Annotated in this window: 17 protein-coding genes; 9 read left to right on the top strand and 8 right to left on the bottom strand. The window is 66.1% G+C overall.

What is annotated here, in order from left to right; translation table 11 throughout:
- Positions 1–73 precede the first annotated feature (73 nt).
- The 6 genes from IF803_RS11965 to IF803_RS11990 all read right to left on the bottom strand — a co-directional run bounded on the left by IF803_RS11965 (position 74) and on the right by IF803_RS11990 (position 7,176).
- Positions 74–709, bottom strand: coding sequence for a pyridoxamine 5'-phosphate oxidase family protein (locus IF803_RS11965; RefSeq protein ID WP_304498194.1), 636 nt, complete (start codon positions 707–709; stop codon positions 74–76).
- Between the two features lie 75 nt (positions 710–784).
- The gene (locus tag IF803_RS11970; protein WP_461192272.1) at positions 785–2,086 is read right to left on the bottom strand and encodes an ArgE/DapE family deacylase; all 1,302 of its coding nucleotides are present in this window, start codon (positions 2,084–2,086) and stop codon (positions 785–787) included.
- Positions 2,083–3,771 (bottom strand): dipeptide ABC transporter ATP-binding protein, encoded by a 1,689-nt coding sequence (locus tag IF803_RS11975; RefSeq protein ID WP_461192273.1) that lies wholly within the window; start codon positions 3,769–3,771, stop codon positions 2,083–2,085. Before IF803_RS11975 ends, IF803_RS11970 begins: the two co-directional genes overlap by 4 nt.
- A complete protein-coding gene (locus IF803_RS11980; RefSeq protein ID WP_283066675.1) occupies positions 3,768–4,601 on the bottom strand; it encodes an ABC transporter permease in 834 nt (277 codons plus the stop codon). The genes IF803_RS11975 and IF803_RS11980 overlap by 4 nt, the downstream gene beginning before the upstream one ends.
- Positions 4,601–5,602: an ABC transporter permease gene (locus IF803_RS11985; RefSeq protein WP_461192274.1), complete on the bottom strand. Its 1,002-nt coding sequence runs from the start codon at positions 5,600–5,602 to the stop codon at positions 4,601–4,603. Before IF803_RS11985 ends, IF803_RS11980 begins: the two co-directional genes overlap by 1 nt.
- Complete coding sequence (locus IF803_RS11990; RefSeq protein WP_461192275.1) at positions 5,599–7,176, bottom strand: ABC transporter substrate-binding protein; 1,578 nt, start codon at positions 7,174–7,176, stop codon at positions 5,599–5,601. Before IF803_RS11990 ends, IF803_RS11985 begins: the two co-directional genes overlap by 4 nt.
- Positions 7,177–7,361: 185 nt before the next feature.
- Here IF803_RS11990 and IF803_RS11995 point away from each other — a divergent pair, with 185 nt between their 5' ends.
- Entirely contained in the window at positions 7,362–8,222 is an 861-nt protein-coding gene (locus tag IF803_RS11995; protein WP_028343648.1) for an AraC family transcriptional regulator, read from the top strand.
- A 247-nt stretch (positions 8,223–8,469) separates the two neighbouring features.
- On the opposite strand, the gene IF803_RS12000 is transcribed toward IF803_RS11995, so the two are convergent.
- Positions 8,470–9,144, bottom strand: a complete 675-nt coding sequence (locus IF803_RS12000; protein ID WP_016845951.1) for a Crp/Fnr family transcriptional regulator — start codon at positions 9,142–9,144, stop codon at positions 8,470–8,472.
- A 215-nt stretch (positions 9,145–9,359) separates the two neighbouring features.
- Here IF803_RS12000 and IF803_RS12005 point away from each other — a divergent pair, with 215 nt between their 5' ends.
- The 4 genes from IF803_RS12005 to IF803_RS12020 all read left to right on the top strand — a co-directional run bounded on the left by IF803_RS12005 (position 9,360) and on the right by IF803_RS12020 (position 16,286).
- Entirely contained in the window at positions 9,360–11,414 is a 2,055-nt protein-coding gene (locus IF803_RS12005) for an AsmA family protein (RefSeq protein WP_461192276.1), read from the top strand.
- Positions 11,415–11,549: 135 nt separating this feature from the next.
- A complete protein-coding gene (locus tag IF803_RS12010; protein WP_461192277.1) occupies positions 11,550–13,997 on the top strand; it encodes an adenylate/guanylate cyclase domain-containing protein in 2,448 nt (815 codons plus the stop codon).
- A 476-nt stretch (positions 13,998–14,473) separates the two neighbouring features.
- The gene (locus IF803_RS12015) at positions 14,474–15,400 is read left to right on the top strand and encodes an alpha/beta fold hydrolase (protein ID WP_461192278.1); all 927 of its coding nucleotides are present in this window, start codon (positions 14,474–14,476) and stop codon (positions 15,398–15,400) included.
- 7 nt (positions 15,401–15,407) lie between these two features.
- Entirely contained in the window at positions 15,408–16,286 is an 879-nt protein-coding gene (locus IF803_RS12020; RefSeq protein WP_035632869.1) for an efflux RND transporter periplasmic adaptor subunit, read from the top strand.
- 176 nt (positions 16,287–16,462) lie between these two features.
- Here the strand turns inward: IF803_RS12020 and IF803_RS12025 are convergent, their stop codons facing one another.
- Entirely contained in the window at positions 16,463–17,314 is an 852-nt protein-coding gene (locus IF803_RS12025; protein WP_461192279.1) for a caspase family protein, read from the bottom strand.
- A gap of 399 nt (positions 17,315–17,713) precedes the next feature.
- On the opposite strand from IF803_RS12025, the gene IF803_RS12030 reads away from it, so the two are divergent.
- The 4 genes from IF803_RS12030 (at position 17,714) to IF803_RS12045 (ending at position 22,770) form a co-directional block, all read left to right on the top strand.
- Positions 17,714–19,414: a hypothetical protein gene (locus tag IF803_RS12030; RefSeq protein ID WP_461192358.1), complete on the top strand. Its 1,701-nt coding sequence runs from the start codon at positions 17,714–17,716 to the stop codon at positions 19,412–19,414.
- A 289-nt stretch (positions 19,415–19,703) separates the two neighbouring features.
- Positions 19,704–20,429, top strand: coding sequence for a thermonuclease family protein (locus IF803_RS12035; RefSeq protein ID WP_461192280.1), 726 nt, complete (start codon positions 19,704–19,706; stop codon positions 20,427–20,429).
- A 187-nt stretch (positions 20,430–20,616) separates the two neighbouring features.
- A complete protein-coding gene (locus IF803_RS12040; RefSeq protein ID WP_461192281.1) occupies positions 20,617–21,450 on the top strand; it encodes an LssY C-terminal domain-containing protein in 834 nt (277 codons plus the stop codon).
- 135 nt (positions 21,451–21,585) lie between these two features.
- Positions 21,586–22,770, top strand: a complete 1,185-nt coding sequence (locus tag IF803_RS12045) for a pyridoxal-phosphate-dependent aminotransferase family protein (RefSeq protein WP_461192282.1) — start codon at positions 21,586–21,588, stop codon at positions 22,768–22,770.
- Positions 22,771–22,967: the final 197 nt, after the last annotated feature.

Below are 22,967 nucleotides of genomic sequence, written 5' to 3' on the forward strand. Positions count from 1 at the left end.
CCAGCCAGCATGGTGAATCAGAAACACACTGATTTGGGAATCCCAAATCGATTCAACCTAAACCCATCCCGCTTTAGTAGAGTCTCGTGCGATAGGCCTCTTCCATCGCCTTCTCGGCGACCTCGACCTCGATCGCGGCGGTCTGTTCGGCGATGATCCGGCCGAGCGTCGGAAAGCTGTGGCGCTCGACTTGCGCGGCGGGATTCCAGAGCTTCGAGCGCATCAGCGCCTTGCCGCAGTGGAAGTAGGTCTCATCGACATGCACCTTGAGGCCGATGACCGGCGTGACGTTCTGCACCGTCAGCGGCGTCAACAGGTCCGGCTCCTGCGAGATCTCGGCGCGCCCGTTGACGCGCAGCGTCTCGTTGATGCCGGGCACCATGAAGATCAGCCCGATCCCGGGCGACGCGATGATATTGCCGAACGTATCGACCCGGTTGTTGCCGCGCCGATCCGGGATCAGCAGCGTCTTGTCGTCGAGCACGGAGACGAAGCCCGGCGCATCGCCGCGCGGGCTGGCATCGGCATGCCCTTTGCCGTCGCTGGAGGCGATGACGAGGAACGGCGACAGCGCGATGAAGTCGCGGCAGAACTTGTCGAGATGGTAGAGCACCTTTTTCTCGGCGAGCGGGCTCAATTGCCCGAAATGCGCACGAAGATCCTCCTGCGATTTGACCGGCGGCTTGCCGCCTGCATTCTGGTCACCCATAGCGAACCTCCCGTTTGGTTTGTCTCAATTCGTTGAGCATGATCTTGTCGGAAAACCGCTTCGCACTTTTCCGGATCATGCTCTATCGACACCGCACCAGCTCGCGACGAAGAGGGCGTAAGCCTTGGTGACCTTCTTCAGCGAATCGAGCTGGACCCGTTCATTGAAGCCGTGCGCGTTCTCCATCCTGGCGCCGAAGCAGAATGCGGGAACACCATAGTCCAGGCCATAGAAGCGCGCATCCGTCAGCGCGGTGGAGGGAAAATCCGTCAGCTCGCGCCCGAACACGTGCTCGTAGACCGAGCCGAGGACGGCCTCGCTATCCTGCACTTCGGTCGCTTCATAGCCCGGCGACAGGAAGCCGGACCAGACGATCTCGGGCGGATTGTTGGCGAGGAACGGATGGGCCCGGGCGGCCTTGGTCACGCAGTCGACGATCTCGGCCTGGCAGTCGGCGATTTTCCATCCCGGCAGGATGCCGATTCGGCAATCGACGTCGCACCAGGCCGGCACGCTGGAGGCCCAATCGCCGCCCTTGATGATGCCGGGATTGAAGTTGAGCGGGTGATGCACCGCGCCGAAGTAGCGATGCGACTTGGCACGCTCGTTCCACTCCGCCTCCAGCGCGTCGAGATGGCCGATCAGATGATAGGCGGCGCGGATCGCGTTGGAGCCGGTGCCGGCGCGCGCGACATGGACCGGGATTCCGCGAACCCTGAGGCGAAACCAGATCACGCCGACCTGGGCGCGCATCAACCGTTCCTCGGTCGGCTCCGGCAGCAGGCAGGCATCGGCACGGTAACCGCGCTGCAAGGTCGAGAGCGCGCCGAGACCGGTGCTCTCCTCCTCGATCACGGATTGCAGATGGATGCGGCCTTTCGGCACAAAGCCCGCGGCCTTCACCGCATCGAGCGCGTAGAGCGCGGCAATGGTGCCCGACTTCATGTCGCCGGTGCCGCGGCCATAGAGCCAGCCGTCCTCGACCACCGGCTGGAACGGCGGCCGCTCCCACATGTCGAGCGGCCCGACCGGCACCACGTCGCAATGACCCTGAAGGATCAGCGAACGTCCCTCCTCGCGCGCCGGCCGATAGGTGCCGACGACGGTCCGCGCGCGGGAGAAATCGGTCTCGACCGGCCCGTAGCCGGGCAGCGTCTTCAGTTCATCCTGATTGATGACCCAGTCGTAGACCTCGTAGCCGCGCTCGCGCAGCAGCTTCGCGAACATGTCCTGGCACGGACCTTCCTGGCCGCGCGTGCTGGGGATCGACGAGAAGGCGATCGTGGTCGCGAGCTGCTGCTCGAAGGCGGCGTCGACAGCCGCCTCGATGCGCTCGCGCGCGCCGGCCGGAAGGGGGACTGAACGGCTGTCGGTCATGAATTGATCCTTGCTGTGGGGCGTGCATCGGCCGCGGCCGCAAAGCCCGGCTGGTCGAAGAAATCGCGCCCGGGAATCGCGTCGAGCAGATCGCGAGTGTAGGCCTGGCGCGGCGCGGTGAACACGTCGGCGGTGGTGCCTTCCTCGACGATACGTCCCTTCTGCAGGACGATGACGCGGTCGGCGATCTCGGCGGCGATCCGCAAATCGTGGGTGATGAAGATCATCGCAAGCCGCATCTCCTGGCGCAACTCGGCGAGCAGCGCCAGCACCTGGGCCTGCACCGAGACGTCCAGCGCCGACACCGCCTCGTCGGCGATCAGAACCCGCGGCTTCAGCGCCAGCGCCCGCGCGATGCAGATGCGCTGGCGCTGGCCGCCCGAGAATTCGTGCGGGTAGCGATCGGCGGCGGTCGCCGACAGGCCGACCCGCACCAGGAGCTTGTTCGCCTGCGCCATCGCCTCGGCCCGCGACGTGCCATAGGCCATCGGACCGCGCGCGATGGCATCGCCGACCTTCTGGCGCGGATCGAGACTGGCAAACGGATCCTGGAACACGATCTGGAGCTGGCGCCGCGCCTGGCGCAACGCCTCGCCGCGCAGCTGCCGGAGATCCGCGCCGCCAAAGCGGATGGCCCCGGCATCAGGTTCGGTGAGCCGCATGATCATGCGCCCGAGCGTCGACTTGCCGGAGCCGGATTCACCGACCACCGCAAGCGTCTCGCCCTCGTGCAGCGTCAGCGAGACGCCATTAGCGGCGATCACCTCGCGCGGCGGCTGCAACCAGCCACGCTTGACCCGAAAGGTCTTTTGCAGGCCGATGACCTCAAGCAGCGGCTCGGGACGCAGGATGGCCTCGTGGATGTCGGCAAGGCGCGCCTTCGGAACCGCGTCGATCAATTCGCGCGTGTAGGCGGCCTGAGGATTGCGAAGCACCTCGCTGGCCGTGCCCTGCTCGACCACCCTGCCATGGCGCAGCACCACGACGCGATCGGCAACGTCGGCGACAACGCCGAAATCATGGGTGATCAGCAGCACGCCCATACCGCACTCGCGCCGGAGATCGTCGATCAGGCGCAGGATCTGGCGCTGGGTCGTGACATCGAGCGCGGTGGTCGGCTCGTCCGCGATCAGGAGCGCGGGGCGGTTGGCCATCGCCATCGCGATCATCACACGCTGGCGCTGGCCGCCGGAAAGCTCGAACGGGTAGCTCTTTTCCAGCAGCTGCGGATTTGGCAGCCCGACCTGGGTCAGCAGCGTCAGCACCCGCTCGCGGACTTCGGCCACCGACGGCGCTGGCCGCTGGTGCGCCAGGATCATCTCCTCGATCTGCCTGCCGACGCGCTTCAGCGGATTGAGCGAGGACAACGGCTCCTGAAAGATCATCGCGGCGTTGCCGCCGCGCAACTTGCGGAGGGCGCGGCCGTCGAGCTTCGACGGATCCTGCCCTGCGACCGTCACGGCGCCGGACGCGATGTCGACGCCCCGCGGCAACAGCGACAGCACCGCATGCGCGATCATCGACTTGCCGGAGCCGGATTCGCCGACCAGGCAAACCACCTCGTTTGGCCTGATTTCAAACGACACATTCTCGACCGCGAAGGGCCGGTCGCCTCCCTTGGGGAGCGCGATCGAGAGGCCCTCGACGGCAAGAACAGGCGCGCCGGACTGCATGGCTCCGCTCATGACCGGCGCCTCGATACGCGCGGGTTGAGGACATCGGACAGTCCCTCGCCGAACAGGTTGATCGCCAGCACGGTGACGAGGATGGCAAGGCCGGGAAACACGCTCATCCACCACGCATTCCGGATCACGGTGCGGCCAGCGCCGATCATGAAGCCCCACGACATCAGATTGGGATCGCCGAGCCCCATGAAGGACAACGCGCTTTCCAGCAGGATCGCGGTCGCGACCGTCAGCGACGTCACCACCAGGATCGGCGAGATCGCGTTCGGCAGGATATGGCCGAGCACGATGCGCCAGGTGCGTTCACCCTGGCACAACGCGGCCTCGACGAATTCGCGGTGCCGCAGACGGAGGAATTCGGCGCGCGTGAGCCGCGCCAGCGGCGGCCAGCTCACCGCGCCGATGGTCAGGATGATCGTCAGCAGCGACGGATTGAAGGTCGCGACCAGCAGGATGGCCAGCACGAAGGCCGGAATGGTCTGGAACAATTCCGTCATCCGCATCAGCACCAGATCGATCTTGCCGCCGAAATAGCCTGACATCGCGCCGATCACGACGCCGATCGCCATCGCCGCGAGCGCCGAGGCGATGCCGATCAGGAGCGAGACGCGCGCGCCGTAGGCGACCCCGGCGGCGACGTCGCGGCCGAGCGTATCGCCGCCGAGCCATAACCCGTCCTCGCCGGGCGGCGTGAACGGCGCGCCGACCATCTCCCAGGGCGAGACCGGAAATGCGATCGGCGCGATGATCGCGACGACAACAACGACGAGCAGCAGGACAAGGCCGATCATTCCGCTCGGATGACGCAGGAAGGCGCGCACCGTGTCCATCACACCGCCCCCGTGGTCATGCGGGGATCGATCAGCCGGTAGACCAGGTCGGTGAGCAGGTTGAGCGCGATCACGACGATCGAGAGGATCAGGAAGATGCCGAGCAGGACCGGATAGTCGCGCTGCAGCAGTGCCTCGAAGGTCAGGCGGCCGAGGCCCGGCCAGGCAAACACCGTCTCGATCACCACGGCGCCGCCGACCAGCGCGCCGGCCTGCATGCCGGCGACAGTGACGACCGGCACCAGCGCATTGCGCAGCATGTGGCCGACCACGATGCGCGCTCCGGACAAGCCCTTGGCGCGCGCGGTCTTGATGAAATCCTGCTGCGCGACCTCGATGATCGAGGAGCGCATCAGGCGGGCATAGATCGCCAGATAGATCGCCGCCAGCGACGTGACCGGCATGATCATGTGTTTCATGATGTCGAGCGCATGCTCGACCGGCGAGAGCTGGACGTTGATGGTCTCGTAACCGAACGGCGGCAGCCAGCCGAGCGTCACCGAGAACACCAGCACGAGCATCAGGCCGAGCCAGAACACCGGCGTCGCGTAGAGCACGAGCGAGAGCACGGTGAACACCGTGTCGAGCACGCTGCCCGCCGCGAGCCCGGCCAGCGCGCCGAGCGCGGTGCCGATCACGAGCGCGAGGCAAAAGGCCGTCACGGTCAAGAGAAGCGTCGCCGGAAGCCGCTCGAGGATCAGATCGACGACCGGACGGCGCTGGCGGTAGGAATAGCCGAGGTCGAGCCTGACGACGCGGCTGAGGTGGCTCGCAAGCTGCACGAAATACGGCTTGTCGAGGCCATACTCCTTGCGCAGGTCGTCGAGCAGTTTCGGATCGGACGCGCCGGATTGCCCGGCCATGACCTGGGCCGGATCGCCGGGCGCGGCCCGCACCAGCACGAAATTGAACGTCGCGATGACGAGGATCACGGCGACGAGCTGGGCGATGCGGCTGACCGCCTGAAGTCCGATCGCCGCGGCGCTGCCGAGCCGGGTCACGATTTGTAGACCGACCCGAAGGTTTCGTGCGAGCCGATGCCCGTCGTCACGATGTTCTTGAACGCCCTGTCGTAGATGATGGGATATTCGATCTCGAGCGTCCAGGCCACCGGCACGTCCTCGACCAGGACCTGCTGCACCTTGGTGTAGAGCTCCTGGCGCTTGGCTTCATCGAGCGTCACCGCGGCCTCGTCGAACAGTTTGTCGACCTCGGGATTCGAATAGCCTTGCGTGTTGGAGAACAGGATGCCCTTCTTGATGTTCGACGAAATATAGGTGCGGGCGACGCCCAGCGCGGGATCGCCGAGCTGGTAGAGCAGATTCTGGGTCATCTCATAATCCCAGTTGCCGACCTTCTCGGCCCATCCGGCCATGTCGGTGCCGACAAGGACGAGGTCGATGCCGACCCGCGCGAAGCTCTGGCGGAAGAATTCGCCGGCCCGCTGATAGGACTCGCCATAGGGCGGCACGATATACTTGATCTCGGCGCGCTTGCCGTTGGCGCCAGGCTTCAATCCCATGTCGTCGAGCAGGGCCTTGGCCTTGTCGACCGAAAACTCGTAGCGCTTCACGTTCGGATCGTAGAACCGCGTCTTCGACGAGATCGGTCCGGTCGCCACCTTGGCATTGCCGAAATAGACCCGCTTGCTGAACGCCTCGCGATCGATCAGGTGCATCACCGCCTGCCGGAACCGCTTGTCGTTCATCGGCGCGATGCGATTGTTCATTTCGAGCCACTGATGCGGCGCGAAATACTCGTAGCCCCTGGTGGTGAATTCGAGGTTCTTCTGCGCCTTGAAACGCTGCACATCGTAGAATTCGACGTCGGACCATTGCACGAGCTGCACCGTGCCGTTCTCGAGCGCCAGCGCGCGCGAGGCCGCATCCGGAATCACGCGGTAGACGATCTCGTCGAGATAGGGCTGGTCCTTCTGATAGTAGCCGTCGTGGCGGACGAGATGAACATGCGAGCCGCGCACCCACTCCTTCAGCTTGAAGGGGCCGGTGCCGATCGCCTTGTCGTTCTCCGGGTTCTTGCGGTAGTCGGTGCCGTCATAGATGTGCTTGGGCACGATCGGGGCGGACGTGCAATCGAAGCAGCCGATGAAGGGCGCGAACGGCTGCTTCAATTTGAACACCACGGTGAGCGGATCGGGCGCCTCCGCCGACGCCACGCGGGCGAAGTTTTGCCGTGCGCGCGGATGCGTCTCCACCAGCAACTTCATGCAGCTGAAGACCACGTCCTCCGAGGTCATTGGCTTGCCGTCGTGGAAGGTGATGCCCGGAAACAGCTTGAACGTATAGGTCAGGCCGTCGGGCGAGATCTCCCAGGACTGCGCCATGCCGGGCATCGGCTTGAGATCGGCGCCGTATTTCAGCAGGCCTTCGTAAATCTTGCCGCCGAGCGTCAAGGTCGGCTGCTGCTGGTTCAGCGCGGTCACCAGAACCGGCGGCTCGGGCTGGATGATGGTGTTGAGCGTTCCACCGCGGGTCTGGCCCGCCGCCCGCGTGATGCCGAACGGGATGGCTGCACCGCAGGCCAGCATTGCCTTGGTGAATTCGCGTCTGTTCATCGGACCTCTCCGTCTCCGCGCTCTCACATTCGATTTCGGCGAATGCCGCGGGGTGAGGCATTGTTGCCAAACGCCATAGCCCGCGCTACCTGAAGGGGGACAACAACCATCGCGATCGGGCCAAGTGGCCCGGAAGATGCATGAGCACCCTGCGAAAACGACGATCGATCAGGAGCTCACGACACTTGAAAGTCGCAGCGCGACGAAATGACACCACCGGCTTGCGCGTCTGCCGCAAGCAATCGGGTCCCGCAGCCGCCGCGCACTATGCCGGACAGCTGCAACAGGTCGAACGGCCGCTCGCGGCGATGGCGGCCTCCTATCCGAACGAAAGCACCAGCGCACGACACGCGCACCGACGCGATCAGTTCATCCTGCAGACCGCGGGCGTGACCTCGATGATGACCGAGCGCGGCCATTTCGTCGTGCCGCCCGGCCACGGCCTGTGGATTCCGGCCGGCGTCGCGCACCAGTCGCGGGCCTGGGGCGAGGTCGAGATCCAGACCATCTATGTCACGCCTGACCGCATCAGGAATGCTCCGGCGACATGCCGCCTGATCAGGGTCTCCGCGCTGGTCGAGGCGTTGATGGAAGAAGCGGTGCACATGCCGACCCGTTACGATCCGGAAGGGCGCGACGGCAGGCTGGTCGATTTCCTGCTCGACGAGATCGGCAGGATGCCGGAAGTGTCGCTGCATGTGCAGGTGCCGCCCGATCCGCGGCTCGCCGCGATCTGCGAAGCCGTGCTGGTCGATCCGAGTTCCGATCTTACGCTCGACGAATGGGCCGATCGCTGCCAGCTCAGCCGGCGGACGCTGACACGTCTGTTCCGGCGCGAGACAGGCCAGAGCTTTGCGGCCTGGCGCCAGCGGGTGCGGCTGCTCGAAGCGCTGGCGCGGCTCGGCGCCGGCGAGGCCGTCACCTGCGTTGCGCTCGACGTCGGCTATGAAAGCCCGAGCGCTTTCGCCGCGATGTTCAAGCGCGAGCTCGGCGCCGCGCCGCGCCAGTATCTGCGCTGGGCCGATCCCGAAGTGGTGTTGAGGTAGGCTGATTCGCGTCACGCATCTGCCGGAACGCAAAACCCCTGCGGTCAACGGGAGAGACCGCAGGGGTTTGCAGGTGGATGGCGTGAGGCCAGCAAAGGCTGGGTGTCACCCCAAGGACCGGCGGCCGGACGAAAGCGGTACCGGCCTCATCATGCAAGCACGTCTTTTAGGCAGGAGTGCGTCAACATTCGCGAGCAAAGCGCGCGAATGAATCGGATCTTCCCGCGCGCGTTGCATGCGGTCCGCTTCAGTCGTTGCGCGCAACCGCAGTCAGCTTGGTCATGTTGTGCAGCATGATCCGGCCGCGCTGCAGGTCGACGATGCCGTCCCTGCGCCAGGTCTGCAGCTGCCGGTTGACGCTTTCGCGCGCGGCGCCGACGAAGATGCCGAGCTGTTCCTGCGAGATGTGCACCTCGGAACCGAAATCCTCGGCCAGCGCGCACAGCCGCCGTGCGAGGCGGACCGGCAATGGCTGCAGCACGGATTCTTCCATCCGCTCGCTCTGCCAGCGGATGCGCTGGCACAGCAATTCGATCAGCCTGACCGCAACCTTCGGCTCGCGCTCGAGGAAGCCGAGGAAATCCTGCCGCCGCAACACGAATAATTCGCTGGGCTCGCCCGCGGTCGCATCCGCGGTGCGGTCCTGACCGTCGAGCACGGCGACCTCGCCGAACAGGTCGCCGGATCCCATGAAGTTCAGTGTGAGCCGGCTGCCGTCGGAGGCACCGGTCTCGATCCGGATCTGACCACGGCGGACCCCAAACAGGGCATCGCCGGGATCGCCTTTCTGGAACAGCACCTCGCCGGTCGCGAGTTGCTGGGTGTGGCAGAGGCCGGAAAGCCGCTGCAATTCGTCCGCACCGAGATCGGCGAACATCGGATTCATCTTCAGAATGACCGCAAATTCGGCCTGTTTGCTCATTGTACTGCTGCCTTCCAAATCCATCCGAGCCGATCCCCTGACGCCCGGTTAGCAAAAATCACCCTCATAAGAGTGTGTGAGAGGTCACATAAGTTCATGCGGTAACGGATTATTTTTCCGGTCAATGGAGCGAGATCCCGCTTGCGGGATAAACTCGTGTGATCGGCCGTGTCCTTCTGCGGCGGAATTCCGCTTGCCCGGCCTGGAACAACGACATGAGAGCACTGAAATTCGCCGGGGCCGCCATCGCTGCCGTGATCGTGATCATCGCGCTGGTCGCAGCGGTCGGGATCCCGTCCTCGTTCCTCACATCTGCGATCACCGATCGGGTCGAGCGCGAGACCGGCTACAAGCTCACCATCAATGGCGGCGCCAAGATAGGCCTCTGGCCGAGGGTCAATCTGACGCTGAGCGATGTCGTGTTGCAGGACCCGCGGGGGCGCGACGTCAACAACCGGTTCGCAGCAAACAGCGTCGAGGCCGAGATGACGCTGTCGAGCCTGTGGTCGGGCCAGCCCGACATCACCGACCTTTCGATCGTCAAGCCGGTGATCAACCTGCCGCTGCAGCGCGAGCGCACCCGCGACCACAATCCGCCGGCGAAATCCTCCACCTCCGATGGCGGCGGCATCACGATCCGGCATGTCAGCATCACCGGCGGAACCATCGTGCTCTCCAATGTGCGCGACCGGGTCGAGAACCGGATCGAGACGCTCAACGCGGACGCGACAATCGGCGACGACCGCAAGATCGTCGTGACGGGTGACGCACACGCCGGCGACAAGCCGCTGAGGTTCGAGATTCGCGCGACCGCGCCGCAAGCGCTGGAGCGTCAGAGCGTGCCGGCCGAATTCAGCATCGATGCGCCCGGCCTGCTGCCCGCGCCAATCAAGGCGAATGCGGAAGCGCGGTTGAACGGCACGGTGGTGATGTTCAACGGCGTGTCCGGCACGCTCGGCGATGGCGGCTTCACCGGCTGGGCCTCGGTCGATTTCGCCAGCAACAAGCCGCTGGTGAAACTCGACCTCGACTTCCAGCGCATTGCGATCGCGATGCCGCCGGGCCAGTCAGGCTCCACGCAGCCGCTCGGCACCCATACCTGGAGCAACGCGTCGATCAACCTTGCCGGGCTCAACTATGTCGACGCGCAGGCGCGCATCTCGGCGGCGGAGCTCGTGATCGGCGACGGCCGCTTTGCGCAGGCGGCGATCGATGCGTCCATCGACAGCGGCGTGCTGAAGGGCCGGCTCGCCAATCTCGGCGCCTATGAGGGCACCGCCAATGGCGACGTCACCATCGACGCGCGAGCTACGAATCCAACCTACGCGCTGCGGCTCGACCTCGCCGGGGTGCGCGCGCTGCCGGTGCTGAGGAGCCTCGCCGAGTTCGACAAGCTCGACGGCAAGATGCAGGCCAAGATCGCGCTGACGTCGCAAGGCAGCAGCGAGCGCGCCATCGTCGGCAATCTCGCCGGCACCGCCTTCGTCGTGTTCCAGGACGGCAAGATCCTCGGCCTCAACCTGGCGCAGATGATCCGCAACCTCACCACCAGCACCTTGTCGGGCTGGCAGGAGAGCCAGGAATTGTCGACCGATCTCAGCCAGCTCTCGGCATCCTTCAAGGTCGACAAGGGCCAGGCCGTCACCACCGATCTCAATCTGATCGGCCCGCTGGTGAAGATGACCGGGGTCGGCACCATCGACCTCAATACCCGCCAGATCGGGTTCCGCGTCGAGCCGCAGCTCGTGTTGACCACCGAAGGCCAGGGCCGCACCGGCAATCCGGTCGGCCTCGGCATCCCCGTGATGCTCGAGGGACCCTGGGTATCGCCGCGGATCTATCCGGAGATGCAGGGCATCCTCGACAATCCGCAGGCGGCCTATGCCAAGCTCAAGGAGATGGGCAAGGGCCTGTTCGGGGCGAACGGCCAGGGGCTGAGTGAAGGCCTCAACGGGCTGACCAATCTGCTCAACGGCGTGCAGGGCGGCGCGCAGCCCGGCACCGGCCAGCCACCGGGCGGCGGCGCCGGCCAGAGCAACCCGCTCGGCGGGCAGCTTGGCGACACCATCGGCAATTTGCTGCAGCAGGGCCTCTCCACCCTCAATCAAGGCAACGCATCACGGCCGAGCCGCAGCCTGGCCAAGCCCGAGGCGGACGCGCCGCCGGCCGCCGATCCGGCTCCGCCGCCGCCCCCTCCGCCCGGCGAGACCGCCGAGCAGCACGACAGTCCGGCGATGAAGGACGTGCTGCGTCAGCTGTTCAATCGCTGATATTCCCGGACATCCCCCGCCGATATGAAGGGATAACCATGCGGCCCGAGCGGCCGCCCCGTCTCGCCGATCCGTGCTAAACAGCGGCGGATCATGCGGCGCACCCGATTGATGCGAGGGGGCGGACGAGGCTGGATGAACGCGGCTACGGACAAGGGCAAGAACTGGTTCCTGCGCGGCGGCCTGTTCGCCAAATATGTCCTCGCGCTGGTCGGCCTCGTCGTGTTCGTGCTCGCGGTCAACGGCGCGCTTGAGACCTGGATCAGCTATCGCGGCATCAAGGGCACGCTGACGGACGCGATGAGCGAGAAGGCGGACGCCACCGCCAAGCGCATCGAGCAGGCGATCTCCGACCTCGAGCGCCAGATCTCCTGGGTGACCCGCGCCTCCTCCAACACGATCGAGCTGCGCCGCGCCGACTATGCCCAGCTGCTCGGCCAGGTGCCGGCGGTGAGCCAGCTCACCCTGATCAGCGGCCAGGGCCGCGAGCTGCTGCGGCTGTCGCGCCAGACCACCACCGTCAACTCCAACGCCGACTTCTCCCGCGATGGCAGGTTCACCGAGACCATCGCCCGCGGCACCGCCTACGCGCCGGCGTATTTTCGCGACGGGCGGCCGTTCATGTCGATCGGCGAGCAGCATTCCGGCTTCAATGCCGGCGTCACCATGGCCGAGATCGACCTGCGCTTCCTCAATGACTATTTCGGCGATTCCCAGGTCGGCCGCCTCGCTCATGCCTATGTCGTCGACGGCAAGGGCCGCGTGCTGGCGAGCTCGTCGAAGGGCCCCGAGGTCGGCAAGGATCTCGCCGCGCTGCCGCAGGTCGCCGCGGTGCTGTCGCCCGGCGGCAGGCCGATCGCCTCCGGCAAGGATGTCGAAGGCAACGCGGTGCTGACGACAGCAACGGCCGCGCCGAACCTCGGCTGGCACGTGTTTGTCGAGCAGCCGACCGCGCAGGCGCTGTCGCCGATCCGCGACCAGCTGGTGCGCATTGCGCTCCTGATCGCGCTCGGCCTCGTGGTCGCGATCATCGCCGGCACGATCCTGGCGCGGCGCATGCTGGAGCCGATCACCGCGCTGCGCACCGGCGCGCGGCGGTTAGGGGCCGGCGACTTCGGCCATCGCATCGAGGTGAAGACTTCGGATGAGCTGGAGGAGCTCGCCGGCCAGTTCAACAGCATGGCCAGCCAGCTTGCCGAGACCTATTCCGACCTCGAGGCCAAGGTGAAGGAGCGCACCCGCGACCTCGCGCAATCGATCAACGAGCTGAAGGTGCTGGAGGAGGTCGGCCGCGCGGTGGCGTCCTCGCTCGATCTTGCCGCCGTGCTGCCGACGGTCGGCGCCCGCGCGCTCGAGATCACCCATGCCGACGCCGTGCTGATCTATGGCTATGACGCCGCGCAGCGGAGCTTCAACCTAACACAATCGATCGGCATCGCCGCGGAGGCCGAAGGCCGTCATCGCGCGATCGATGCGGCGAACAGCCCGCTCGGCGACGCCGCCGCGAAGGGCGAGCCGCTGGCGTTTCCCGATCTCGCGGCAAGTCCCTATTATCCGGCCGATCATCCCTTGCGCGATGTCGTGGTCGGCGCCGGCTTCCACTCGGTGCTTGTGGTGCCGCTGGTCGACCAACAGGGCGTGCTCGGCGCGCTGGTGGTGCTGCGCAAGGCGGCCGGCGATTTCCCGTCGAGCCTGATCGGCCTGATGAAGACGTTCGCGCACCAGGCGGTGCTGGCGATGCGCAACGCGCGGCTGTTCACCGAGGTGGACCAGAAGAGCCACGCGCTGGAACAGGCCAACGCCACCGTGCGCGAGCAGGCCGACAAGCTGCGCGAGCAGACCGAAGCGCTGAAGGACTGGAACAAGTCGTTGGAGCAGCGGGTCGAGACCCAGCTCGGCGAGCTCGAGCGCGTGCGAAGGCTCGAGCGCTTCCTGGCGCCGCAGGTGGCGCAGCTGATCGCCTCGTCAGACAATCCCGAGGGCCTGCTCGACAGCCACCGCCGCGAGGTCACCGTGGTGTTCTGCGACCTGCGCGGCTTCACCGCCTTCACCGAGGCGACCGAGCCGGAAGAGGCGATGAACGTTCTGCGCGAATATCACGCCGCGCTCGGCAAGCTGATCTTCAAATACGAAGGCACGCTCGACAAATATGCCGGCGACGGCGTGATGATCCTGTTCAACGCGCCGATCCAGCTCGCCGACCACACCGCGCGCGCCGTGAAGATGGCGGTGGAGATGCGCGACACGGTCGGCCCGCTGACCGAGAAGTGGCGCAACCGCGGGCATAGTCTCGGCTTCGGCATCGGCATTGCGCTCGGCTATGCCACGCTCGGCCAGGTCGGCTTCGAGCAGCGGCTGGAATATGCCGCGATCGGCAGCGTCACCAACCTCGCCTCCCGCCTGTGCGGCGAGGCCAAGGCCGGCCAGATCGTGGTGAGCCGCCGCGTCTACGGCATGGTCGAACCCTTCGTCGAGGGCCGCGCCATCGACGACCTCGTGCTGAAGGGATTCAATCATCCGATCCTGGCCGCGGAGATCCTCAGCTGGAAGGGCGAGCCATCAGCGGAAGTGGCGGCGGAGTAAGCCCGGCTCTCTCCCCACGTCGTCCCGGCGAAAGCCGGGACCCATAACCACAGGGTGAAGTCGTTGCGCGACGCTGTGGCCCGAGCGAACCCCACACGCAAAGCGGTGGTTATGGGTCCCTGCTTCCGCAGGGACGACACCGGAGATGAGGCGCCGTCCTGATTCGATTATCAGACAGCCGAGCGGAGAAACACACGCCCGCATCCTCGCAGCGCCAACGCGCCCGAGTCATGCGATCAGCGCACGCCGTCGCACGCGCCGCCAGGTGATTTGGGGGCAACAGCTGCCCTTGCTTTCATGTTCGCGAAATCTCGCGAACCTTAAATCACCATCCAGTGAATCGGGTTGCCTCCCCAATCACGATCACGCCCCCACCCGCCCCTCCCAGGAATAACCCATCCCCCACCTCGCTCGCGTCATGACGGGCGCGTGCGAACGCGCGTCCGGCGATAACAAGAACAAACAGGATGGGTTTGATGACGGGTTTGGATGGGACGCACGCGGTGGCGTCGGTGGTGGCGCTGCATTGCTCGCTGGGGTCGGGACGGCAATGGACCAAGCTTGCGGCCGCGCTCGGCGGTGACAGGTTCGTGGCACCGGATATTTCCGGCTATGGCGTCGCCGCCTGCGGGCGCGACTGGCCGCGGACGCTGGATGGCGAGATCGCGCGGCTCGAGCCCTGGCTCGCCAAGGCCGACGGGCCGATCCATCTGATCGGGCATTCCTATGGCGGGGCGATCGCGTTTCGGCTGGCGACCACGTCGCCTTATGCGCGGCACGTTCGCAGTCTGACGCTGATCGAGCCGGTGCTTCCCACGTTGCTTCGCGATACGCCCGCCGACGCGCGGCTCTATGATCGCTTCGCGCGGATCGCGCAGGTCGTCTCAAAGGATATTTTCGATGGCGCCGTGCTGGAGGCGGTCGAGGCGTTCACCGCGTTCTGGGCCGGCTCCGGCCCGCGCGAGCAGTTCTCGCCGAGCGGCCGGCTGCGGATGATCGAGCAGGCCGACAAGCTGCCTTTCGATTTCAACGCCGCGCTTGACCTTGACGGGGTGGCGGAAGCCGCGCGCACCTTGAAGGCGCCGACGCTGCTGATCTCGGGCGGGCTGTCGCCCTATGTGACCCAGCGCATTGTCGCCAAGCTCGCCGCGCTGATCGATGGCGCCGAGTTGCGGCATCTGCCGGCCGCCGGCCACATGCTGCCGGTGACGCATGCCGATCGGGTCAACCCGGAGATCCTGCGGCATATCTGGCGCGCCGAGGAGCTGACGAATTTGGAGCTGGCGAATTTGGAGCTGGCGAAGCTGGAGCTGGCGGCGGATGCGGGGCCGGCCGACGTGGCGCAGCCGGCTGGCTCGGCCAGACGGCATCTGGTATTCAGGAGGCCCTCATTTTGGGAATAGTTTGCCGATGATTTTGCCTCGCACGCGCGCCTCAGCCCTCGCCGCCTCCGCGCTGCTCGTGCTCGCGGCCTCTCACGCGCTTGCCGCGGGCGAAGCCGACGCCGTGCCGAAGGGCGCGGCGGTGACGGTGCTGAAGGCCGCAAAGTTCTGCTTCGGCAATATCGTCGAGGTCTCCGGCATCGTGCTGCCGCGCGATGAGCAGCAGATCCGGCCCGAGCGGTTCGGCTTGAAGGTGGCGGAGGTGCTGGTCGATCCCGGCGACACCGTCGCCGCCGGCCAGGTGCTGGCGAAGCTGACCGATGGCGCCAACTCGGTCAACGTCACGGCGCCGGTGGCGGGCACGATCTCGGCGTCGTCGGCGATCGTCGGCGCGCCGGCCTCGGGCAAGGACGCGCTGTTCTCGATCATCGCCAAGAGCGAGTACGACCTGGTCGGCATGGTGCCGACCCGCGACATCGCCAAGCTGAAGACCGAGCAGACGGCGCAGCTCAAGATCCTCGGCGCCGGCGATCTCGACGGCAAGGTGCGGCGGATCGCGCCGACCGTCGAGCCGAACAGCCAGCTCGGCCAGGTGTTCATTGGCATCGGCGCGAACAAGCGGCTGCTGGTGAATTCGTCCGGCCGTGCCCAGATCAAGACCGGGCAGAGCTGCGGCGTCGCGGTGCCGCTGACCGCGATCCTCTATTCCACCGCGGGCACCGTGGTGCAGGTGGTGCGCGGCGGCCGCGTCGAGACGCGGCGGGTCGAGACCGGATTGATGTCGGCCGGCCAGGTCGAGATCCGCGACGGCATCCAGGAAGGCGACATCGTCGTCGCCCGCGCCGGCGCGCTGCTGCGCGAGGGCGATCCGGTGCGGCCGGTCGGCGCCAGCGCGGATGCGAAGTGAGGCGTCGCTACATCCACAGTGTCGTCCTGGCGAAAGCCAGGACCCATAACCACCGACAGAAGTTTTGCGAAGACTTGCAGTGAACGCGCGCCGCGGTACACGCAGCAGGCTTCAACGATAGATCACGCGGTATGGGTCCCGGCTTTCGCCGGGACGACGTAGGGAAAGAGCTAGGCTCAGCCGCCGAGCTTGATGTCTTCCAGCAGCGAGGACGACACGCTCGGCACCTGCTCGCCTTCGCTGGCGCGCGAGATCGCGACGCGGGTCTTGTTGAAGGCGGTTTCGGCGCCGGCCTGGGCGTTGAGGTTGTTGAGCAGCTCGGAGACCAGCACGCTGTTCGGCGCCTTGCCGTCGTCGGCGACCTTGCCCGGCGTCGCCGAGCTCAGCACGATGGTGTTCTCCGGCGGGCTGATCGGCGCGAGGCCGTGCGAGAACGCGCGGAAGCGGCGCTCATAGGGATTGCGGCGCGAGGCGTCGAGCACGACGAGCTTGGCCTTGGCGCCGCGCTCCTTCATCGCATCGAGCACGGACTCGACGCTGACGCCGGTGCGCTTGACGTCGGCTTCCTTCCAGATCGTGGCGTCGACCGGGATCATGTAGCTCTCACGCCCCACCTGCACGCCGTAGCCGCCGAAGAACAGCATCACGACGGTGTCGGGCCGAATCTTGGCCTTCATGCGCTCGACCGCGCGGAACATGTCGTCCTTGGTCGCATCCTCGACCACGTCGACGTCAAAGCCCTCGCGGCGCAGCGCCGACGACAGGGTGCGGGCATCGTTGATCGGCTGGGCCAGCGGCGCCGCGGCGTCCGGGTAATGGCCGTTGCCGATGATCAGTGCGAGGCGGGAGGTGCCGGCCGGAATGCTGCCGATCTGCTCTGAGGTGACGGCTCCGACCGTCCCCTTGGCGACATCGAGCGTCCGCTTGTTGAGCGCGGCATGGGCGCCAATCGCCAGCGACACCGTGCCGGCCACCGCCACGCAGACGGCGATGGTGCGGCGGGAAATGCGAAGCTGCCTAAGGTCCATAGCGTTCCTAAGTCCCAATTCTTATCCCGATGGCGCTCAAGCGAAGATCGCGCCAGTTAGTCGCGTCAAAGACGTTCAGGTTTAATGGGGTTGAGGTGTGTGTGCCGTTGAATTGAACTCAATTTGCGGCGCCGCAACAAACGCTCCTTTAACCCGGACGGCCGCCCGGGGCAACCCGAATTGCCGCATGCTGCCGCCCGGCAGAGGCCATTGACGACGTTAAAATCCCGTTACGTGATCTTAGTCACATTTGTGTTTTGTGGCGATTCATGTAGCTTTCCAAAGGCTTGCGAGTTTGGGGCAGAGCGACTGGAAACACCGTCGGGCGGCGGCGTTAACCGGTTCCTCGGGAAAGGGGATTCTTTGAGCTTCTTGGGCCTTCACGAGATCGCAGGCGCGATGTGCCGGTCGCTGACCGTCAAGAAGGACGGCCCGTCGCTGTACGAGGTCTGCGACCCCGTGCTGCAGGCCTATCGCGGCGGCGATGCCCATCTCGGAAAATTCTACCGGACCGCGCTCGGCAATCCGCCGCTGCGCGCGCTGCTCCGCCGCACCGGCCTGCCCGCGCTCAACGATCCCGACCGCCTCGCCGGCCTGCGCGCGGCGCTCACCGCGGCGCGCGACGTCGCGGCGCCGGACTGGGCCGCGATCGGCACGCCCGTCGCAGCACTGATGGACGGTATCGGTGTGCGCCACCCGGCCCCGCCGCCCTCGACCGCACCTAGCCGCCCGCCGGAGATCGCCGAGATCGACCGCGTGATCCGCCTGACCGGCGCGCATCTCCTGCGTTCGTTCGGCAGGAACGGCTTCATCCCGACCTATGCCGCCTTCAATTTGATCGGCGACCCCGACGTCGGCGGGCGCGAGCTGCTGATGGCGCTGACCGGGCTGAACGCGCGCGGCTACAAGAACTCGACCTTGCTGTTCAATCTGGCGCGGATCTTCATCGCGCATTCGCCGGCGCGCGCGCTGATCAACCCGCCCTGGCGCGGCATCGCCGAGCCGATGTGGGAGCCGGTGCAGATCCGCCACCGCTCGGCCTATTACGACGCCTTCTTCACCGAGGCGCTGCTCGGCTTCGTCGAGACCGGGCTCGCCGCGCCGGATGAAGCGAGCGCTGCGCGGCGCGCGATCGCCGACATGGTGGACTTTTGCCTGAAGACCAGCGCCGAGGAGGTGCCGTCGCATGACGGCTCGACGGTGAAGGTCATCACCGCGCTGGCACCGGGCCGGCATCCGCGCTTCTCGCGCTTCTTCGCCCAGATCAAGCAGGATCTCGGCTTCGGCATCTATGTGCCGGACTGCGACACCACGGCGTGCTCGTTCTCGGCCGCGACCCAGGCCGGCTCCGACGATCCGATCCTGCAGCAGCCGCTGCTCGACTTCTACCGCGGCTACCAGGTGCGATCGGGCGCCAACGAGCCGCGCGTCACCGTGCCGCTCAACGATAACATTGACTACGATGGCGGCGTCGTCACCTGGATCGACAATCTCGCCGGCGAGCGGCCCTATGGCAACGACCTCGATCCGACGCTGAACCTCGACATCCTCGAGGTCTCGTTCCGCAACCTCGCCCGCTGGCAGATCATCGAGACGCCGCAGCGGCTGGAGACGGTGCATCGCATCATCGCCTTCCAGAAACAGCTGGTCGAAAGCGGCGCGTTCAAAAATCCGCGCTCGCACATCTATTATCTGCCCGAGCTCTATTCGGCCTATTTCGGCCGCTGCTATGCCGCCTTCGTCGCGCTGCCGCTGGCGGCGCAGCGCATCATCGACCCCGGCAACGTGTTCGCGCTGATCCGCGCCCGCGTGCTCGGCTATGTCACGCACGAGCTGATCGCCCACGAGATGAACCCGTTCGACGCCGCGCTGGCGCTGATGGCGCTGGCGCATCTCGGCGCCGAGGTCTCGACCTTCACGCCGGCGCTGCACTGCATCGTGCAGGGCCTCGGCGAGGGCGGCCGCAAGGGGCCCTACCGGGCCTATGAGTGGAATAAGATGAAGACGCCGACCCGCATCCTGGTCGGCGGCCCGGAGGTAACCTCGGCCTTCGTGCTGATGGCGCTTGCGCTGGCGAAGCGACGAATGGCCGCGGTGTAGGTGTAGGATGGGTAGAGCCAACGGGTCCGCGCAACGCGCGGCCCGATGATAAACTCAGCGAAACCCATCAATATTGTCCGCGTCGTGAGATGATGGATTTCGCTACGCTCTACCCGTCCTACGAACCGACGAAGACGAACGGCGCATTGATAGCCGGATGACGCGAAGTTGAAACTGGCGGAAACGCAACAGCACTGGCACGGTTGCCCAATTGCCCGCACAATCGTTGGGCACTGACCACTGCACGCCAAAAGCCATTTGAACGATAAGAACCTGGCCGGGAACGCCGATGTTCAAGACGCTGCTCACCGCGGGCCTGCTGCTCTCGCTGCCGACGCTGGCTGCCGCCGCCGACATCACCGGCGTGCCGAAGATCCGCGACGGCGACCAGCTCATGATCGGCAGCGTCCGCATCCGGCTCGCAGGCATCGACGCGCCGTCGACCGACCAGCTCTGCCTCAACACCAAGGGCGAGCGCTGGACCTGCGGCGTCGCCGCGCGCGACGAGTTGATCAAGCATGCCGGCAACAAGAACTGGACCTGCCACGCCCGCTCGGTCGATCGCCGCGGCCGCACCATCGCGCGCTGCGAGGTCGACGGCGAGGACATCCAGAAATGGCTGGTCGCGAGCGGCTGGGCGCTGGCCTACACCCGCGCCTCGCATGACTACGAAGCCGACGAGAAGGCCGCGCGTGAGGCAAAAGCCGGGATGTGGCAAGGTGCCTTCATCGCGCCGTGGGACTGGCGGGTGCGCAACAAGAAGACCACCGTGCTCGGCGCGGTGAAGCCGCCGGACGGCGCCAACGCGATCCTGCTCGCCTCGGCCTCCGGCCCGGTGGCGCCCTCGCCCGACTGCACCATCAAGGGCAACGTCAACCGCTCCGGCGAATGCATCTTTCACCAGCAGACCAGCCGCTGGTACGCCAAAATCGAAATGAAGATCAGCAAGGGCACGCGCTGGTTCTGCTCGGTCGAGGAGGCCGAGGCCGCCGGCTGCCGCGAGACGCGGCGCTAGTCGGAAGTCTGATTGAATTGTAGCCTCATCGGCACCGCGCTCCCTCTCCCGCTTGCTTGCGGGGGAGGGTTTGGGGTGGGGGTGTCACCGCTTGCGACGCTCCTTATGAGGAGAAAGCCTCCACCCGGATTGCATCTTCGATGCAATCCGACCTCCCCCGCAAGCAGGAGAGGTGAAGGACCGCGGCATGAGCGATGTCAAGATCGATCCTCCTTCCGTGCGCCGGCGCAGCCGCCTCCGGCAAGCGCAGATGTCATTGTTGTTCGTCCTGGTGATCTACCTGATCGCGGCCTATCTGTTGCTGCCGGCGTTGTGGACGCATTACGAGCATCAGAAGGGTCTCGCCAATCTGCCGATGGTGACGCGCACCGCGCAGGGCATTCCCGGCGATCCGATGAATGTCGGGCTGATCGGCGACAAGAGGGACGTGGTCTGCGCGATGCACGAGGCCGGCTGGTTTCCGGCCGATCCGGTGACGCTGAAATCCTCGATCGAGATCGTGGGCAGCGTGCTGCTCGATCGTCCCTACAAGGATGCGCCGGTGAGCAACCTGTTCTATCTCGACCGCCGCGAGGATCTTGCCTTCGAGCGGCCGGTCGGATCGAGCGCGGATCGCCGCAACCATGTCCGGTTCTGGAGGGTGCTCGATCAGGGCGAGGAGAAGCGTCCGGTGTGGCTGGGCGCTGCGACGCTCGACCGCAGCGTCGGCATCAGCCACTACACCGGCGCGGTGACGCATCACATCGCGGCCGACCTCGACGCCGAACGCGCGCTGCTCGCCACGGACCTCGAATCCGCCGGCATGGTCACCGCAAAATATCAGGTGACAGGCATCGGCCCGACCTTCAACGGCCGCAATGGCGGCGGCGATCTCTACTACACCGACGGCGAAATCTGGGTGCTGCGGCTGGTCGAAGCATGCCGCAAGAACGATGGCGCCGTCGAGCAGATCCCGAGCCCAGCCGCGACCGAATTCAAGGACCAAGTCTGGCGCACGGTTGTCGAGGCGATCGGCAAATAAGGCCGTTGTGTCCCGCGGTTTTGGAAACGCTGGATTGCTTCGCCCGGCTCGCAATCGAAGCCGCAATAGAATATCTTCCGGACTTGACCCCTCACACGCATGATTTGCGTTGCTTTACCCAAAAGGAACAGGACGATGACCGTTCGCGCGGGCCGGGAATTTCTGGCCATCCCCGGGCCCACCACGATGCCGGATCAGGTGCTGCAGGCGATGCACCGGCCGGCGCTCGACATCTACTCCAACGAGATGGTCGAACTGACAGAGAGCCTGCTGCGCGACCTCTCAAGGCTGTTCGCCACCCAGGGCAAGTCCTACATCTACATCTCCAACGGCCACGGCGCCTGGGAGGCGACGCTCTCCAACGTGCTGTCGCGCGGCGACAAGGTGCTGGTGCTGGAGAGCGGGCGCTTCGCGATCGGCTGGGGCCAGGCCGCGGCCGCGATGGGCGCCGAGGTCGAGGTGCTGAAGGGCGACTGGCGCCGCGCGATCCGCCCGGCCGAGGTTGAGCAGCGGCTGCGGCGTGACAAGGAGCACACGATCAAGGCGATCCTGGTGGTGCAGGTCGACACCGCGTCGGGCGCCTATAACGACATCGAGGCGATCGGCAAGGCGATCAAGGCCGCCGGCCATCCTGCATTGTACATGGTCGACACCGTGGCCTCGCTCGGCTGCATGCCGTTCGAGATGGACAAATGGTATGTCGACGTCGCAATGAGCGGCTCGCAGAAGGGCCTGATGACGCCGCCCGGCCTCGGCTTCGTCGCCGCCAACGACCGCGCTTGGGACGCTCACAAGAAGGCCGATCTGCGCACGCCCTATTGGGACTGGACCGAGCGCGAGGGCTCGGAGCACTACCGCAAATATGCCGGCACCGCGCCGGTGCATCTGCTGTTTGCGCTGCGCGAGGCGATCAACATGCTGCACGCCGAAGGCCTGGAGAATGCGCATCTGCGGCATCGGCTGCTCGGCGAAGCCGTGCGCCGCGCGGTCGCCGTCTGGGCCGAGGGACAGGTGCTCGGCTTCAACATCACCGAACCCGCCGAGCGTTCCAACACGGTGACGACGGTGACCGTGAAGGGCGCCGACCCCGCCGCGATCCAGCGCTACGCCAAGGAGAAATGCGGCGTGGTGCTCGGCACCGGCATCGGCGATTTGCAGGGCCAGGCCTTCCGCATCGCGCATATGGGCCACGTCAACGCCCCGATGATCCTCGGCACCCTCGGCGTCGTCGAGGTCGCGCTGACAGCGCTGAACATCCCGCACGGCAAGGCCGGCGCCGACGCCGCCATCCAATGGCTCGGCGAGAACGTGAAGGCGTAGGCTGAGCAAGGCAGTGCTCGGTCATCCTGGGTACGATCGAGGCCACACGCTCCGCTGTCGTCCCGGCGAAGGCCGGGACCCATAATCCGCGGCGGGTGTTGTGGGCAGACTCGTCGTTCCGCCGGCGCACAATAATGACCATCGGTGGTTATGGGTCCCGGCCCCCCGTGCGCAATTGCGCACTAGGCCGGGACGAC

The sequence above is a fragment of the Bradyrhizobium sp. UFLA06-06 genome, from assembly GCF_054820065.1.

Bases quoted from the DNA above. Each gene is read 5' to 3' on its own strand.
- IF803_RS11965 (WP_304498194.1), bottom strand. From the start codon at position 709: ATGGGTGACCAGAATGCAGGCGGCAAGCCGCCGGTCAAATCGCAGGAG.
- IF803_RS11970 (WP_461192272.1), bottom strand. From the start codon at position 2,086: ATGACCGACAGCCGTTCAGTCCCCCTTCCGGCCGGCGCGCGCGAGCGC.
- IF803_RS11975 (WP_461192273.1), bottom strand. From the start codon at position 3,771: ATGAGCGGAGCCATGCAGTCCGGCGCGCCTGTTCTTGCCGTCGAGGGC.
- IF803_RS11980 (WP_283066675.1), bottom strand. From the start codon at position 4,601: ATGGACACGGTGCGCGCCTTCCTGCGTCATCCGAGCGGAATGATCGGC.
- IF803_RS11990 (WP_461192275.1), bottom strand. From the start codon at position 7,176: ATGAACAGACGCGAATTCACCAAGGCAATGCTGGCCTGCGGTGCAGCC.
- IF803_RS12000 (WP_016845951.1), bottom strand. From the start codon at position 9,144: ATGAGCAAACAGGCCGAATTTGCGGTCATTCTGAAGATGAATCCGATG.
- IF803_RS12005 (WP_461192276.1), top strand. From the start codon at position 9,360: ATGAGAGCACTGAAATTCGCCGGGGCCGCCATCGCTGCCGTGATCGTG.
- IF803_RS12010 (WP_461192277.1), top strand. From the start codon at position 11,550: ATGAACGCGGCTACGGACAAGGGCAAGAACTGGTTCCTGCGCGGCGGC.
- IF803_RS12015 (WP_461192278.1), top strand. From the start codon at position 14,474: ATGACGGGTTTGGATGGGACGCACGCGGTGGCGTCGGTGGTGGCGCTG.
- IF803_RS12020 (WP_035632869.1), top strand. From the start codon at position 15,408: ATGATTTTGCCTCGCACGCGCGCCTCAGCCCTCGCCGCCTCCGCGCTG.
- IF803_RS12025 (WP_461192279.1), bottom strand. From the start codon at position 17,314: ATGGACCTTAGGCAGCTTCGCATTTCCCGCCGCACCATCGCCGTCTGC.
- IF803_RS12030 (WP_461192358.1), top strand. From the start codon at position 17,714: ATGTGCCGGTCGCTGACCGTCAAGAAGGACGGCCCGTCGCTGTACGAG.
- IF803_RS12035 (WP_461192280.1), top strand. From the start codon at position 19,704: ATGTTCAAGACGCTGCTCACCGCGGGCCTGCTGCTCTCGCTGCCGACG.
- IF803_RS12040 (WP_461192281.1), top strand. From the start codon at position 20,617: ATGAGCGATGTCAAGATCGATCCTCCTTCCGTGCGCCGGCGCAGCCGC.
- IF803_RS12045 (WP_461192282.1), top strand. From the start codon at position 21,586: ATGACCGTTCGCGCGGGCCGGGAATTTCTGGCCATCCCCGGGCCCACC.